The 16387-nt window shown below is 59.4% G+C and carries 11 protein-coding genes and 1 pseudogene; 5 read left to right on the top strand and 7 right to left on the bottom strand.

The window, feature by feature from the left end:
- The 3 genes and pseudogenes from QZR14_RS17240 to QZR14_RS17250 all read right to left on the bottom strand — a co-directional run.
- Positions 1-447 (bottom strand): annotated as a pseudogene (locus QZR14_RS17240) (toxin); the annotation flags it as partial.
- Positions 444-4955: a SpvB/TcaC N-terminal domain-containing protein gene (locus QZR14_RS17245; RefSeq protein ID WP_311997212.1), complete on the bottom strand. Its 4512-nt coding sequence runs from the start codon at positions 4953-4955 to the stop codon at positions 444-446. The gene QZR14_RS17245 and the pseudogene QZR14_RS17240, both read right to left, overlap by 4 nt.
- 202 nt (positions 4956-5157) lie before the next feature.
- On the bottom strand, positions 5158-6681 hold the full coding sequence (locus QZR14_RS17250) for a fumarate hydratase (protein ID WP_007916251.1): 1524 nt from the start codon (positions 6679-6681) through the stop codon (positions 5158-5160).
- 802 nt (positions 6682-7483) lie between these two features.
- Between QZR14_RS17250 and QZR14_RS17255 the strand changes: the two genes are divergently transcribed.
- From QZR14_RS17255 to QZR14_RS17265, 3 genes are read left to right on the top strand one after another with little or no spacing between them, the layout of a single operon-like run.
- Entirely contained in the window at positions 7484-8590 is a 1107-nt protein-coding gene (locus tag QZR14_RS17255) for a GGDEF domain-containing protein (RefSeq protein WP_311997213.1), read from the top strand.
- Positions 8583-9518, top strand: coding sequence for an iron-sulfur-binding ferredoxin reductase (locus QZR14_RS17260; protein WP_311997214.1), 936 nt, complete (start codon positions 8583-8585; stop codon positions 9516-9518). The genes QZR14_RS17255 and QZR14_RS17260 overlap by 8 nt, the downstream gene beginning before the upstream one ends.
- A gap of 28 nt (positions 9519-9546) precedes the next feature.
- Positions 9547-10296 (top strand): enoyl-CoA hydratase-related protein, encoded by a 750-nt coding sequence (locus QZR14_RS17265; RefSeq protein WP_311997215.1) that lies wholly within the window; start codon positions 9547-9549, stop codon positions 10294-10296.
- Between the two features lie 142 nt (positions 10297-10438).
- Here QZR14_RS17265 and QZR14_RS17270 read toward each other — a convergent pair whose 3' ends face one another.
- The 3 genes from QZR14_RS17270 to pyk form a co-directional block, all read right to left on the bottom strand.
- Positions 10439-11710: a delta-60 repeat domain-containing protein gene (locus QZR14_RS17270; RefSeq protein WP_311997216.1), complete on the bottom strand. Its 1272-nt coding sequence runs from the start codon at positions 11708-11710 to the stop codon at positions 10439-10441.
- Positions 11711-12112: 402 nt separating this feature from the next.
- Positions 12113-13438 (bottom strand): delta-60 repeat domain-containing protein, encoded by a 1326-nt coding sequence (locus QZR14_RS17275; RefSeq protein ID WP_311997217.1) that lies wholly within the window; start codon positions 13436-13438, stop codon positions 12113-12115.
- Positions 13439-13615: 177 nt separating this feature from the next.
- The gene (pyk, locus tag QZR14_RS17280) at positions 13616-15067 is read right to left on the bottom strand and encodes a pyruvate kinase (protein ID WP_250608133.1); all 1452 of its coding nucleotides are present in this window, start codon (positions 15065-15067) and stop codon (positions 13616-13618) included.
- A 170-nt stretch (positions 15068-15237) separates the two neighbouring features.
- On the opposite strand from pyk, the gene QZR14_RS17285 reads away from it, so the two are divergent.
- The gene (locus QZR14_RS17285) at positions 15238-15624 is read left to right on the top strand and encodes a tetratricopeptide repeat protein (protein WP_042560673.1); all 387 of its coding nucleotides are present in this window, start codon (positions 15238-15240) and stop codon (positions 15622-15624) included.
- A gap of 229 nt (positions 15625-15853) precedes the next feature.
- Positions 15854-16210 carry a PilZ domain-containing protein gene (locus QZR14_RS17290; protein ID WP_250608131.1) on the top strand — a complete coding sequence of 119 codons (357 nt, stop codon included), beginning with the start codon at positions 15854-15856 and terminating at the stop codon, positions 16208-16210.
- Here QZR14_RS17290 and QZR14_RS17295 read toward each other — a convergent pair.
- The gene (locus tag QZR14_RS17295; protein ID WP_250608129.1) at positions 16186-16344 is read right to left on the bottom strand and encodes a hypothetical protein; all 159 of its coding nucleotides are present in this window, start codon (positions 16342-16344) and stop codon (positions 16186-16188) included. The two genes, QZR14_RS17290 and QZR14_RS17295, sit on opposite strands and share 25 nt — an antisense overlap.
- Positions 16345-16387: the final 43 nt, after the last annotated feature.

Genomic DNA, 16387 nt, shown 5'->3' on the forward strand with positions numbered 1-16387 from the left:
TTCCAGCAACTGGCCCCGGCGGTTGTACCCGGCCTCGGCCGATGCGTCGGCGTAAATGAAAACATCGACATCGGGTTGGCCATTTTCCTCGACCGCGATCACCCGCAGTTGCTCATCGAAGGTCGTCTGCCAATGGCTGCCGCGCTGGTCCCAGCGCCGAGAAGGTTCACCGGCCAACCCCTGCAAGGTCAGACGCCAGCCGGCGTCGACGCTGTCGGATTTCAATGGCGAGCCGTCCAGGCTGTAAACCGTGGTCAGGCAGGGTACGGGCAGGCGCGGGTCCCATTGCTCGATCAGACGCCCGGCAGGGTCGTGGCGTTGGCGAGTGACGAGCGCAAGGGGTGTGTCATCGGCCGCGCTACGCAAGTACCCGACCTGCCGCACTGGCAAGCCCCGCGCATCGCTCACCGCCAGTGCGGGTGTACGCCAATGCACATTGGCTGTCATGGCTGCGGTGCCTTGGTTAGCAATGTCGGTTCGGCGGTGTCGTTGAAGTCTTCGCTGGTGTGATACCAAGGGTGGTACCTCTCGCGGGAAAAGTCGCCCTTGGCATTGATCAATTGGACCTGCCGACTCTTGACGTCATAGCGAAGCTGATCGTGATGGCCCAGTGTGCGCAGGGACTGATCGTTGACGTAGGTATGGGTGTTGGCGAAAAACGCGCGGTACTGACGAACGGGCAAGCCTTTATTGTTGTATTCGACACGTTCACTGATGCGCCAGCGCGGGTTGGCATCAACCTCTTTGATCTGGCCATCCTCGACAATCAGCGAGCCGTCGTCGTCCACGGCATACGCCTTGCCCGGATCGACCAATTGCTGGGTTTGCAGAGCCCGGCCAAAACCGTCGACGCAGGCTTTGGTGATCTGGATCTGCGCATCGTCGTCAGGGTAACGGTCGGCACTGAGGATCACACTGTGCACCGGTTCGCGATGCACCGCTGCGATGGCTTCGTGCAGTGCCCGCTCATCAGGCGTCAAGGCGCCGCTGCGCCGGGCCAGTCGGCGGCGTGTGCTGGCCCTGATGTGGCCGCTGGGCAGCAGATAACCCTGAGCGATCCATGCCTGGCCGGCACGGGTGTCGTTGGCGATCTGCCCCATCCAGCTGAACAGATCCTTGCGCAGGGTACTTGCGGCTTTTTGCACGGCATCGACCGGCTGGGCTATCGCTGTTGCCGGGCTCCGGTCCTCGGGAGGTGTGTATTCGCTCAGGGGCCTGAAACCCACAACCTTATCGTTCTCGGTGCCATGAAAACCGGTGACCAGCGGTTGCCCTGACGGTTCGTACATCGCCTCCTGAATGTTGTCGTTGGCATCGGTGATTTCCAGCGGCTGCAGTGCGTGGTAGTCGTACTTGACGCGCGTCGTGCAGCCATCCGCCAGTTCCACGAGGGTGATGGCCAGCGCATAGGTGTCGTATTCGGCGCGGGTGAAGCCATAGCTGAGCGTTTCGCGATAGCGCAGTACCTTGTAGAACCCGTCGAGTCCGGCGTATTCGGCGTAGCCAAAATTCGCCGACCACAGGTCTTGTTCTGTACTGCCCAACGGCTGACTCCCGAACAGAAACGGCATCGGCGTATAACCGATTTTTGTCAGTTCACTTCTCACGTCGAAATTCGACAGCACGCTGTAGGCGTCCAGCGCGGTCTTGTCCAGTTGTGCCACTTCCAATGGACCGACCAGCGCTTCAAATCCGGCGTCGCCATCGTCCAGCGTCCGTCCTTCTATATCCAGGTAACGCTGCACGGATTGGGTGGTCAGCACGCGCTCGGCGTTCCAGTGCGCCGAATCCTCGTGCTCCAACAGACACTCATAGGACACCTGAGCAGGCGCAAGCCCGGTGGGCAGGGCGCCTTTGGGCAAAACCAAAGCATTGCCGCGCTGTTGATAAGGCAGCCCCAGGCGCCAATGCTGCAGGTCCTTGTCCAGATCAATGAACGTAGCGCGACTTTCATTCAGGTAGCTGCTTTGTTGCGCCTGGTCATGGGCGTCGTACCACCATTGCTGTTCATCGGGATCGTCGAACGGTGGCGTGTCCTTTTCGGTGAGCCGTCGTGCGTAGCTCACTGTGATGGTGTGCGTCGGCTGGCCATAGTCATTCCACCGCAGGACGACTTCATTGCGGCAGAGTGGATCTTCGACGAAACCGTCGTACTGATAGCTGATCTGTTCCACCATCAATGGCAGCAGTACAGCGGCAGCATAAGTCCCTTGCTCGCGCACCTCGCGCACCAGATATCGAAACTCTTCGACTGCGTAAGGCGTGGCGATTCCGGGGCCGTCCACTTCTGCATCGGCATAGGTTTCGATGCGTGCAGGCCGGCCGACCAGTGCCCGGGCGCATTGATACCCGGTGTCATCGGTGTGCGGAGGAATGATCTGATCGACGTCGTCTTCCGGGTGATGGCGACTGAACAGGGTGTTGCCCAGCGCGACCGCTTGCGCATCTTCATGGAAATAGGCCTCGCGCGGCCGGTCCATCGATTGCCCGGTATGAAACCAGGTGAAGACCCGCATCGGCTCGCTGAAACCTTCGCCCTCATCGCTGCCGGCGCTCTCGCTGTCGGTTTGCTGCAACAGGCCGAAACCGCGGAACTCGCGCTCACGGCTGTCGTAGAAACCTTCGCGCCACGCGAACGTCTGCGTCAGACAGTTGCCAGTGATCTCATCCAGTTGCTGCTGTTTGTTAACCACCGCCACCGGGAAGGGCAGGTGACAGACCGGTAAACGCTTGAGGGTGAGCAAACGGTGTTTTTCATCCAGCCATTCCTGGGCCGAGCTGCGGTAGACCACACTGGCACTGCAGCCCATGTTGTTGTTGCTGCTGGTCAGCAGATAGGGTTTGGCCGAGACGAAATCGTAACGCCAGTGCTGCGGTTCCATATGCGTCACCGTCAGGATCAGGCTGGCGCAGCCCAGACCTTGCAGGTCGGCGAAACTCACTTGACTGAAACGGTCGTAGCGCACGCCGTCGGGCCACGGCACGCTGATCGGTGTCTGCTGCAGGCCGTTGCCGCCGCGATTCAGGTAGATCTCGAAGGACTCCGATTGCAGATAAATCAGCGACGCGGCACCGGAGCCGTCGAGGTCGGCAAGGCGCACGCGTGACGAATCGAATTGTTCGTAGTTGAAGGGCAACTCGCTGATCTTGCGCCCCTTGCCAAAGCGGCCATGGCCCAGGTTCGGCCAGCAGCGGATTTCGTCGTGGCGAATCCGGCACAGATCGGGCATGTCGCTGCCCAGCAGGTTGCCCAACAGCACCAGTTCTGTGCGTGAATTGCTGAACAGTGGCAAGCGGTCGTCGTCGGGTTGGTGAGCGACCTCTTCAGGCGCGGCGAAGCCTTGTTCACGCGCGTTGGCATACAACCGCACGGAATTCGGTCCGATCAACGCCAGGCTACTCAGGCCGTCACCGCTCAAATCGCCAAGTGTCGAGAGGGCGTTGAAAAACTCCGGCGGGAATTTGCCGAAGGGCACGAAGTCGGCAAACTCGCGTTGCTCTGTCAGCGTGCGAAAACCACTGATACCCGGTTGCGCGGTGACCCAGTCGAGCCGCCCGTCGCCCGTCAGGTCGGTCAGCAGTTGCTGGACCGGACGGTTGCGGTCGGCGACTGGAATCTTGTCCAGCGCGGTCCATGGTCCATAGCCGATTTCATCGGTGCCCTTGGTCGCGCGCAGCGGTTCGCGGTAGTACCAGGCCTGATCGTAGCGACACAGAAAACCCGGTACGCCTTCGCCATAAAGATCAACGCACTGGTAAAAGCCACCGTCGTCGATACCCGGCTGAACATCGAGTTCGAAGAATCGGGTCGCGGTTTTATTGATGTCAAAAGGCGCGTAGTCGAACTCGATCGGTGGCGTGTTTTCGACCACGCCGCTGGCATCGAATGCCTGATAGTGCGCCGCGCTGATCTGGCTGTAGGTCCACTGCGCGATATTTTGCGGTTGGCGATACTCCAGTAGCAGACGGCGTACCAGTTTCGGTTTGTCTGTCGATTGCTCGGAGAACTGATGAAACAGCAACGCCTGTTGGCAGAGTCTGCGAGTGCCCCGCTCAAAACCCTGACCATGGGTTGAAAAACGATCCGGGCGGACCGTCCAGGGTTTCAGGGGATCTTCGTCGTACGCAGGGATATCGGTCAGTGACGTGCTGCGCTCGCCGTAATCGAACAGCAGATGAAAGTGCCAGTTCAGGTCGGCGGGGGCGTCCGTGGTCCAGCTGTACAGATTGCTGCTGGCCGTGAAGTTGCCGTAGCACACGCGGCGCAGATAGCGCTGGGCGCGGTAGTCATGCAGCGGGTCGGGATCCTGATCATCAGCCTTGTATTCGAAACAGATGTGTTCGCCGCGCGCGTTCATGCTTTCGCACAGCAGCCAGGTGGCGATGCATCCGGGAGCGTCGGGGTCGGCGACGCGTGTCGCTTCGGTCTTGCCGTAAAGGTGCAGCGAACCGTCGGCGCCATGGATCAGCCAGAACACCGGTGGATCTGTCTCTCTGGTCTGCCGCTGCCAGCGCTCGCGCAAGGCAAAATCGCTCTCCACCCGAGGCCAGTAGCGCACCACTCTGTGCGGGCCGATGTCGACGCCGTTGTAGGTGCTTTCCTCACGGAATTTGAGCTCGCCGTGCTCATCCAGCTCCGGCATCCACACTTCGCCATCGACACCGATGATCTCGTCGTGATCGGTGTAACGTGGCACGCCTTTGTGGGTCCTGCGATTGATCTGACCGACGCCACCCAGGTGCCAGGACAGGCCGAACGGACCGTTGCCACTCTGACTGCTGTAACTCAGCGAAAACTGTGGATCCCAACCCCTCCCGGCAGACGTCGGAATCGGCAATTCGAACGATGCCGCTCCGGTCGGCCCCACCGCGCCCCAGCTTTTGCCGATGGTGGCGATCGATGCGCTTTTGGCGATGGAGGGTGTGGTGATGCTCAGTTCTTGTTGATCAGGCATGGTCGCATCCATTGCGCGCGGGGTGGGCGTGAATGGACTGACGCTATCAGGAATGGCGTTGAAATTAACCTGTCAGATCTGACAGGTGCGCAAGATCATTTTCTATGCATCGACGGGTTTTTTATCGCGACTGGTTTGCACATGCAAAAACGGCCGGGTCATCACTGCGGATGAACCGGCCGTTTTCATGGCGGTGAAGGGCTTACTGCACTTCTACCGCCAGGCTTTCGCTGATCTTCTGTTGCCAGATCGCAGGACCAGTGATGTGCACCGACTCACCTTTGCTGTCCACCGCAACGGTGACCGGCATGTCCTTGACCTCGAACTCGTAGATCGCTTCCATGCCCAGTTCGGCAAACGCCAGCACCTTCGACTTCTTGATCGCCTGAGCCACCAGGTAAGCCGCGCCGCCGACAGCCATCAGGTACACGGCTTTGTTGTCCTTGATCGCTTCGATCGCAGTCGGGCCGCGCTCGGATTTGCCGATCATGCCCAGCAGACCGGTTTGCTCAAGGATCTGACGGGTGAACTTGTCCATCCGCGTTGCGGTGGTAGGACCCGCCGGGCCAACCACTTCGTCACCGACCGGATCAACCGGGCCGACGTAGTAGATGAAGCGACCCTTCAGGTCTACCGGCAGGGTTTCACCCTTGTTCAGCATCTCGACCATGCGCTTGTGCGCCGCGTCGCGACCGGTGAGCATTTTGCCGTTGAGCAGGACGGTTTCGCCCGGCTTCCAGCTCTGCACGTCTTCCGGGGTCAGGGTGTCGAGGTTGACGCGACGGGCCGACGGGCCGGCTTCCCAGACGATTTCCGGGTAGGCGTCCAGCGGTGGCGCTTCCAGCGAGGCCGGGCCGGAACCGTCGAGCACGAAGTGGGCGTGACGGGTGGCGGCGCAGTTGGGGATCATGCACACCGGCAGCGATGCTGCGTGAGTCGGGTAATCCATGATCTTCACGTCGAGCACGGTGGTCAGGCCACCGAGGCCCTGGGCGCCGATGCCCAGCTGGTTGACCTTCTCGAACAGCTCCAGACGCATTTCTTCGATGCGGTTCTGCGGGCCACGGGCCTTCAGTTCGTGGATGTCGATGGATTCCATCAACACTTCTTTAGCCATGACAGCGGCTTTCTCGGCGGTGCCGCCGATGCCGATGCCCAGCATGCCCGGTGGGCACCAGCCGGCGCCCATGGTCGGAACGGTCTTGAGTACCCAGTCAACGATCGAGTCGGACGGGTTGAGCATGGCCATTTTCGACTTGTTCTCGGAACCGCCGCCCTTGGCCGCCACGTCCACTTCCACGGTGTTGCCCGGGACGATGGAGTAGTGAATCACGGCCGGGGTGTTGTCCTTGGTGTTTTTCCGAGCGCCCGCCGGGTCGGCGAGGATCGAGGCACGCAGGACGTTTTCCGGCAGGTTGTAGGCGCGACGCACGCCTTCGTTGATCATGTCGTCCAGGCCCATGGTGGCGCCATCCCAGCGCACGTCCATGCCGACGCGCACGAACACGGTGACGATACCGGTGTCCTGGCAGATCGGGCGATGGCCGGTGGCGCACATGCGCGAGTTGATCAGGATCTGCGCCATCGAGTCACGGGCCGCTGGCGATTCTTCGCGCAGGTAGGCTTCGTGCATCGCCTGGATGAAATCCACGGGGTGGTAGTAGGAAATGAACTGCAGGGCGTCGGCAACGCTCTGAATCAGGTCGTCTTGCTTGATCACGGTCATGAGTCGCGCTCCTCTAAAAGACGGGAACATTCAATAAGGTGCCTGCGGCTTGGGTGCATCGGTCGGTCGCAAGCACCTTTCAAGGCACGCCGGGGCTGCTGGCGCGACGCTAAAAAGGCGCGGCAGTATACCGCGCCTCGGTGGGGCGTACACGCGCCGGCAGTCATTCGTTGGTCGCATGGGTGGGCGAATATCGGACAGCGGGTTTGCACTTCAAGATCTACCCCCTCACCCCAGCCCTCTCCCCCAAGGGGGCGAGGGGGAAAGGGAGCCGATCTGCATGCTGTTCAAAATCTGGGTTCGACTCAGGAAAGGGAGCCGATCTGCATGCTGTTCAAAATCTGGGTTCGACTCAGGAAAGGGAGCCGATCTGCGTGCTGTTCAAAATCTGGGTTCGACTCAGGAAAGGGAGCCGATCTGCGTGCTGTTCAAAATCTGGGTTCGACTCAGGAAAGGGAGCCGATCTGCATGCTGTTCAAAATCTGGGTTCGACTCAGGAAAGGGAGCCGATCTGCATGCTGTTCAAAATCTGGGTTCGACTCAGGAAAGGGAGCCGATCTTCATGTTATTCAAACCTGAGTTCGGCTCGGTATTTCAGGTCGGCGTATTGCCAGCAATCGACTCGGTCAGTCCCCTCTCCCTCTGGGAGAGGGCTAGGGTGAGGGGCTTTTGCAGCCGCACTTTTGACGTCAAATTTCGGGCCCGAAAATCGGTGGTCATTTATCGACTACGCCTCTAAAGTGGCAGCCGGTCTGTAGAGTAGGACACTCGGTCAGCCTCTTATCGCACGGTGAGTCAACGATTGACCCATAACGCCATTCAACGTCTTTTGCTCAAACGCTTTGCCCTCGCTGCGGCCACCTATGGATTGGCTTTGCTGCTGCTGTGGCTGGCGTTTTTCACGGGGCATTACGAGCAAACCCTGAGTTCTGTGACCATCGGCAGTGGGCTGGTGGTGATCAGCCAGTCGGTACTGTTCGCGCTGTTCTGGAGTGGGCGCAATCTGCGCTTTGCCGATCCCAGCCTGACCGAAGCGCAGGTGTTGATCGGTCTCGGCTGGCAGACCTGGCTGATCGCCCATCTGGACGAAGCCCGCGGCGCCTTTCTGGTGTTCTACGTGCTGATCCTGTTGTTCGGTCTGTTCCATCTCAGTCGACGAGCGTTCATCCGCTGCGCATTGCTGGTGTTCTTCAGTTTCTGTGCCATCACGCTGTGGGACGGCTACCACTTCCGCTTGCGCGAGCCGGCGCTTGCCGCTTTGCAGGTGTGCATTCTGGCAATGGTGCTGGCGTGGCTGGTGCTATACGCGCGCTTCGTCCAGGTTTCGCGGCAGCGCCAGCGCCAGCGCCGGTTTGCCTTGCAGGCGCATCAGGACACCCTGCGCGGGATGATGCGGCAGCTGGAAGATCTGGTCGCCACCGATGAATTGACCGGGCTGTTCAATCGTCGGCATTTTCTGCGTCTGGCCACGCGAGAGCTGGATGAAATGGACAACGATGTCGTGCACGGCCTGGCGCTGATCGACCTCGACCACTTCAAACGCATCAACGACCTGCATGGCCATGCCGCCGGCGATCAGGTGCTGCAGGCCTTCGCCGGGGTTGCCCAGGCGTGTCTGCGCGACGGCGATGTGCTGGCGCGTTATGGTGGAGAGGAATTCGTCGTGTTGCTGCCCGATTGCGACGCCGAACGGCTGACGGCTTGCTGTGAACGTCTGCGTATTGCCTTTACCGACGTTGAACTGGTTGGCCTGAATGTGCGCAACCTCAGCCTGTCGGCCGGCATGACGCTGTTGGCGTTGGGCGATGATCTGGACGACGCCTTGCAGCGCGCCGATCAGGCCTTGTATCGGGCCAAGCGTGACGGGCGCAATCGGTGTGCGGCCGCGTGGGAGAACGTCGATGCCTGAACTTCGCGTCGGTGAACGACATTGGTCAGTGGCCGCGGGCAGCAATCTGCTCGATGCCCTCAATCAGCATGGCGTCGCCGTGCCTTACAGCTGCCGCGCCGGCAGTTGCCACGCCTGTCTGGTGCAATGCGTGCAAGGCCTGCCCGCCGACAATCGACCAGACGCCTTGAGCGCCGAGCAGCGGCAGGAGGGCTGGCGCCTGGCCTGTCAGTGTCAGGTCGTCGAAGACTTGCAAGTGCACACCTTCGACCCGCTCACCGATGGTCGCCCGGCAGTGGTCGAAGCGCTGGACTGGCTCAGCGACAGCGTGCTGCGCTTGCGTCTGACCCCGCAACGGCCGTTGCGCTACAGCGCCGGACAACACCTGGTGTTGTGGATCGGACACATTGCGCGGCCGTATTCGCTGGCGAGCCTGCCGGAAGAAGACCGCTTTCTCGAATTCCATCTCGATTGTCGCCAGCCCGGCGAATTCAGTGATGCCGCGCGGCGCTTGCAGATCGGCGACCCGATCCGCCTCGGCGAACTGCGTGGTGGCGCCTTGCACTACGACCTGGACTGGCACAGCCGGCCGTTGTGGCTTTTGGCGGCCGGTACGGGGTTAGGCCCGTTGTTCGGTGTGCTGCGCGAAGCCTTGCGTCAGGATCACCAAGGCGCGATCCGCGTCATTCACGTGGCCCATGATGCTGAGCAGCATTATCTGGCCAAACCCCTGGCAGCGCTGGCTGCGCAGCGGGACAACCTCAGCGTCGAGCTGTGGACAGCGGCCGAGTCAGCCGCCGCTTTGGCGCAACTGCGCCTTGTTTCCCGGCAAACCCTGGCCTTAGTCTGCGGCTCGACGGCCAGTGTCGACGCCTTCGCCCGGCGGCTTTACCTGGCCGGATTGCCGCGCAACCAACTGCTGGCCGACGTATTTTTGAGCCGTGGTTGAGCGCTGAATTTCAGACGCGAGACACGCCATGACTGATGCCATCCTGCTGGAACGCGAACGCGGTTTGCTGACCCTGCGGCTCAACCGCCCGGACAAGAAAAACGCCCTGACCCGCGCCATGTACAGCCGCCTCGCCGAGGCGCTGAAGCGGGCCGATGGCGACGCCGAGATCAACGCCGTGCTGATCACCGGCAGCGCCGAATGCTTCACTGCCGGCAACGACATCGCCGACTTCATCCAGCAACCGCCGAGTGACCTCGACAGTCCGGTGTTTCACTTCATGCTCAACCTGCTCGAATGCCGCAAGCCGGTGATCGCCGCGGTGGCCGGCGCCGCGGTGGGCATCGGTACGACGTTGTTGCTGCATTGCGATCTGGTTTACGTGGCCCGCGATGCGCGTTTGCGCATGCCGTTCGTCAACCTTGGGTTATGCCCGGAGTTCGGTTCCAGCCTGATCCTGCCGCGTCTGCTCGGGCAGGCCAAAGCAGCAGAGCTTTTGTTATTGGGCGAAGGCTTTACCGGTGAACAAGCAGCGGCGTGGGGCATTGCCACCGAAGCGCTGGGCAGCGGTGCTGCGGCGTTGAGCAAGGCGCGGGAAGTGGCGTTGCGTTTCGACGAGCTGCCGGCCGAAGCAGTGCGTATCAGCAAGCAATTGATGCGAGCGCCGGATCGCGAGTTGATGCGTAAGGTGATCGAGGAGGAGGGCGCATTGTTCACCCAACGCCTTCGTTCGTCAGAAGCAATGGCGGCGTTGACCGGATTCATCAAACGACATTGAGATTTTCGCTGACTGTGCCGGCCTCTTCGCGAGCAGGCTCGCTCCCACACGGGCCAGTGCTGAATACAAAAACTGTGGCCAACGGCTTTGTGCGTTGGCACCAAAAAGATCCCGGCACTCACATGCCGGGGCTTTCAACGTTTCAGGCGATTACACCGCGTGCGATGCAGTGCACATATTTCGTCTCATCGACTTTGATGGTTCCCAGAAACAATACGGTGTTGCCGGTAAACCAGGCCGCTGGGCGGTAGGCTTGCCTGACCGGAAAAGAAATACCAAAGCTTGTGTCTAGCTGACCGTCGTCGGTAAAGCGGGCGACGGCATTTTTATCTTCTCCCGATTGAGCGTTCAGAGTGCTGCCGTGAACCAGGATTTTGCCGTCATTCTGAATCAGTGCATTCGTCCATTTGTTGCGCAGCGCACCGTTTGACTCCAGGAGGGGCCGGCCGCCGTTGAACTGAATGTTTTCGCTGCCGTCCATTTCGCGACTGATCAACAATCCCGCGTCTCTTGCGTCGTAGGTATGGCCGACGCCCAAAAGGCGATGATTGGTCTGCAGGATGAGCTTGTCTGGGTAGAACCCGGTCCTGAACTCTGACAGCACCACTTTGTAACCCTCGTCGGCAAAGGACGTGTCGAGCTTTCCCGATGGCAGCAGCCGCATGAACAGTGCTCTGTCGTGCTGTCCTTGCTTGAGCACGGCGCCTGACAATAGGTACTTCATTTCATTTTCATTTTCATTCTCCAGCTCAAGCGAGCCGAGCAGGAGCGTGCCATCGAAATCCGGATGGCGGACGCGCGTGATCCCCTGTTCACCGAACTGGTTATCAAGTGTGCCATCGGTATTGAGTCGAACGACTAAAGAGTGATGCACACTCGAGCCCACCCAAACCTCTGCTATCAGCAACAGTTTACCGTCGCTCAACAGCGTTGAATGGCTGGTGCCCCCAGTGCCTGAAGCTGCGGTTTCAACCTCGTCAGAACGCATACTGGCGCCTGTAGGGATGATCGCCACACCGTCCTTGCCGTAAGAAAGATCACGGCTGCCGTCGAGATTCAGGCGCATGACGGCTTTCGTTTGGCCAAAGGTGCTGATCAACAGGGGCTTATTGTCGTTCTTTTGAACCAGCACCTCGCCGACCTGATGGGAAATATTGTCGCCGAATGTCCCGAATACGTAGCCAGCCTGCCCAAAATCCTTATCGGGTTGGCCAGTTGAGGTTAATCGCATGCAGAAATACTGGTTGCCAACCCCGGTTCGCAGAGCATGTCCTGCGACGTAGATCCGCTGTTCGGAGTCGACGTTGATTGCCCAAGGGGTGAACTGCAAGACGTCAGGCGAAGTGAAAATCACCTGCCCGTTGTCGCCAAAATCCGGATCCAGATCACCGGGACGAGCTTTTTTCAGGTTCATCAGTTTGCTCCATGAAGCTTCGTTGTTTGCGGTGCCGTCCGACTGCAAACGCCCTGAACGGTGTCGTGCCTATTGGGCCGGGTGCGGTGGGAAAGGGGCTACTGTCAGAAATTACAGTCTCGACGAACGGTCGCTTTTTAATGGGGCCCCGATGTCAGCCTGCCTTTCACCTCTATTGATTGAGTCAACCACTCATGGGGTAAGAAGGTGCCTGCATGCCACTCTCCTTGAGGGGATGGTTAAGCTTCGATTAGCTACCGAACAACGTTCCCGGTCCACTGTCAGGTCTGACAGTGGACGTCATTGTCCGCTTTGTGCGTTGCCAATAAAAAAGCCCCGGCCGGGGCTTTGGTTTTTCAGCTGCTATCAGTCATTGGACTTCCTGGCGTCCTCGTGATGAGTTCACCCGATCAGTCCACGGGCAACGCAATAGGCAGGCCTTCCTGCAACAATGACCTGGCCGAGAAACGTCACTTTGTCCTCGGTGAAACTGGCTGCATCCAGGAACGCCTCGCCAATGGGGAACGTCCGCCAACCCTTGCCGTTCGCGTATGAAGTGTCGAGAGTGCCGTCATCGATGAATCTGGCTACAACATAGCTGGGTGTATCGGATGTCTGTACTAGCCCGAAAACCAGAATTTTTCCATCGTGCTTGATTGACGCGCAATGCCAGGTGGTTTGGTATCCGTCCAGTCTGGTCTGCAACGGCTCGCCACCGTTGAACTGGATATTTTTACTGCCGTCTGCTTCCCGGCTGATCAGCAAACCCGCCACGCCGCCGCCATAAGTCCACCCCACGGCAAGAAGGCGCCGGTTGGTTTGAGCGACAAGTTTTCCGATGAGGAAATCCAAGTCATTCTGTTCTGGCGTTACTAATCGGTAACCATCATCGGCGAATGAGGTGTCGATCTCACCCGCGTCAGTCAATCGAGTCAACAGGGCCGAGACAGAGTTAAAGTCGTCATTGTAGGCGTGGCCTGCCAGTACATAAGTACCGTCCTTTTTGGCTAACAGATCATTCAGCTCTGTGTGAGAAAAATCCGGGTGGGAAATCTGAACGATTCCGTGTTTGCCGAAACTGTCATCCAGATCACCCGTCGCCGAGAGTCGAATGACTGCGCTAGTCGTTTTGGCAAAGCTCCAACCTACCGTTTCATGCAGAACTATCCTGCCATCTGCCAATACAGTCGAACGGGAGTTTTCACCCTGTGATTGCGCGGCAAACCTGGAAGGCCCGCGTGACTTGCGCAGGAGCTTGCTTTCGTCCCCAAGGTCAATGATGACTTTGCCTTGTTCGCCAAATCCAAGATCCAGGCTGCCGTCGGCGTTCAGGCGGACAAGTGCCTTGGACTTTTTCAAACTGCCGTCAAAGAAACTGCCAATCAAGAGCAGCTTTCCATCGCCCAGTTTCACTATTTCGTGGGCGTGTGAATGCGTCATTCCGCCATTGTCACTGTCAAAACGGCCGGCGACGTAACCTGCCGTGCCAAACGCTTTATCGAGGTTGCCTCGGGCATCCAGCTTTACGCAGCAATAGTCAGTGCGACGGGTCGAGCGAAGAATATCTCCAGTAATGTAGGTGTTGCCCTCTTCATCTACTAAAAGTCCCCGCATATCGAATGACTGATCCAGTGGATTCGGCGTCTTCAGAAAAACCTTGCCGTTCTCGCCGAACGCCGGATCCAGTTCGCCCTGGGAAACGGTTATTGGTGTCTGCTGTAAGTTCATCGATGCATCCTCCCTGACCACGCAATGCGTCCAGTTCTTCGTGAGTGGGTTACGCATCTCAACGTTAACGAGGAAAAAATCGACGGACTACTGACAGAACTGACAGTCGAACCAATCCATTAGGCATAAAAAAGCCCCGCTGTTATAACAGCGGGGCTTTGTTTTTCAGCGCGTCACTCAGACCTGCGGATCGCCCACGTGCAGGATCTTCATGCCGTTGGTGCCGCCGGTGGTGTGGTAGCTGTCGCCCTTGGTCAGAATGACCCAGTCGCCTTTTTCCACAACGCCGCGTTTGGTCAGCTCATCAATGGCTTTCTGGCTGACTTCGTGCGGTTCCAGCGAGGCCGGATCGAACGGAATGGTGTACACGCCACGGAACATCGCCGCGCGGGCCTGGGCTTCGCGGTGCGGGGTGAACGCGTAGATCGGCACCGAAGAACGGATACGCGACATGATCAGCGGGGTGAAGCCGCTTTCAGTCAACGCGATGATCGCTTTGACGCCCGGGAAGTGGTTGGCGGTGTACATGGTCGCCAGCGCGATGCTTTCGTCGCAGCGGGTGAATTCCTTGCCGATACGGTGGCTGGAAGTCTTGCCGGTCGGGTGTTTTTCAGCGCCGACGCAGATGCGCGCCATCGCCTGAACAGCTTCCAGCGGGTACTGGCCAGCGGCGGATTCGGCCGAGAGCATCACGGCGTCGGTGTAGTCGAGCACGGCGTTGGCCACGTCGGACACTTCGGCGCGGGTCGGCATCGGGTTTTGGATCATCGACTCCATCATCTGGGTCGCGACGATCACTGCCTTGTTGTGGCGACGTGCGTGCAGAATGATTTTCTTCTGAATGCCCACCAGTTCGGCGTCGCCGATTTCCACGCCGAGGTCACCACGGGCAACCATCACTGCGTCGGACGCCTTGATCAGGCCGTCGAGGGTTTCGTCGTCGGCCACGGCTTCGGCACGTTCGATCTTCGCCACCAGCCAGGCAGTGCCGCCGGCTTCGTCGCGCAGTTGACGGGCGTATTCCATGTCGGCAGCGTCACGCGGGAAGGACACCGCGAGGTAGTCGACTTCCATTTCCGCCGCGAGCTTGATGTCGGCCTTGTCTTTTTCAGTCAGGGCCGGGGCAGTCAGGCCGCCACCACGACGGTTGATGCCTTTGTGGTCGGACAGCGGGCCGCCGATGGTCACGGTGCAATGCAGTTCTGTTGCGGTGGCGGTATCAACGCGCATCACCACGCGGCCGTCGTCGAGCAGCAGCTCGTCGCCCACGCCGCAGTCCTTGACCAGATCCGGGTAGTCGATGCCGACCACTTGCTGGTTGCCTTCGGTTAACGGATGGCTGGTGGAGAAGGTGAACTTGTCACCGATCTTCAGCTCGATCTTCTTGTTGGCGAATTTGGCGATACGGATTTTCGGGCCTTGCAGGTCACCGAGCAGGGCAACGAAGCGGCCGTGCTTGGCAGCGAGGTCACGCACCAGCTTCGCGCGAGCCTTGTGCTCGTCGGGGGTGCCGTGGGAGAAGTTCAGACGGGCAACGTCCAGACCAGCCAGAATCAGCTGTTCGAGAACTTCCGGCGAGTTACTGGCCGGGCCAAGGGTAGCGACGATTTTGGTACGACGGACGGACATGCAAAGACTCCTGAGTTCAAGCGCTAGCGAAGGCTACTATGCTCGAAGGGTGTAGTCATTGTTCGTTTGCACTACTTAATACTTTCTTTATTGAACACGACAACCGGCTTAAACACTTCTGAAGATTTCCCGGCAGGGGTCGATACAGAGCACAAGACAGGAGAACCCCCATGCGATTGTTGCCCATTGCCGCCCTTGCCCTCAGCGTCCTCGCCGTGACGGGCTGCACCCGTTGGTCGATGAACCATCATTTGAATAACGCCTACAGCGCCTATGATCGCGGCAACTGCGAGCAGGTCATGCTCGAACTGTCCAAGGTCGAACGCGCCAGCCGTGCCCGCCCGTACGTGTGGCCGGAAGTGTCGATGATGCGCGGCCAGTGCCTGGAACGGCAGAAAATGTTTGTCGATGCGGCGCAGACCTACCAGTTCATCATCGCCTCGTACCCCAATAGCGAATACGCCTACCGCGCCCGCGCCCGCCTGGAAACCTTGCAGAGTCTGGGCCATTACCCGACGCGCAGCGCCGCTGCCGTGGTGCGCCCGACCCGTTTCTGATGACAGTTGTCATACAAAATCTGGCCGTGTGTACAAGCTGAGCTATAGTCGAATAACCCGGATTCAGCACCGCATTCTGAATCCGGAGCAACACCTGCGACTGGCAGTTGTAAGGTGACGGCGACGTAGCGACCGTTACACCGGAAGCGGGGAGAGCGGGCCTGCGACACAGGCACGTTCCGAAGCAAAGGTGCGGCTCTGTGACGGAGCCTTGCATGGCGAACTGCGCATGTTTACCCAACGGATCGAACGGCATCAATTGCCGTATTTCCTCAGAGTGTTCAACAGCGTCACCGACAAGCCCATCGGTTTTCTCGGCAACCTCTCCGAAGACGGGCTGATGCTGATCAGCCAATTGCCCATGATGGTCGGCGTGGACTTTCAGTTACGCCTGAAAATCCCCGCCAGCGATGGCTGCCAACAGGTGATCGACTTCACCGCGTGCTGCGTGTGGTGCCATGAAGACGCCACGCCGCTGCACTACGACGCCGGCTTCGTCCTGCAACGCGCACCGCCGGAGTTTGCCCAACTGGTGCAGGCGTTGCAGCGTTATTTCAGTTTTCAGCCGTTGCCGGCTTCTGCCTGATTCAAACCCGCTAAAAGCTTCGCGAGCAGGTTCGCTTCACCTTCGATTTGTGCTTTGCGCAAATCCTGTGAGGGCGGGCCTGCATGTGAAAGCGTCGTTACGGATGCGCCTGCATCCATGTCAGAGAGTGGCATTCGTCCACTCCCTATCCAGCGTGCTTTGCCAATAACCAGCGAT

It is taken from the genome of Pseudomonas sp. rhizo66 (assembly GCF_031931925.1).
Taxonomy (GTDB): Bacteria; Pseudomonadota; Gammaproteobacteria; order Pseudomonadales; family Pseudomonadaceae; genus Aquipseudomonas.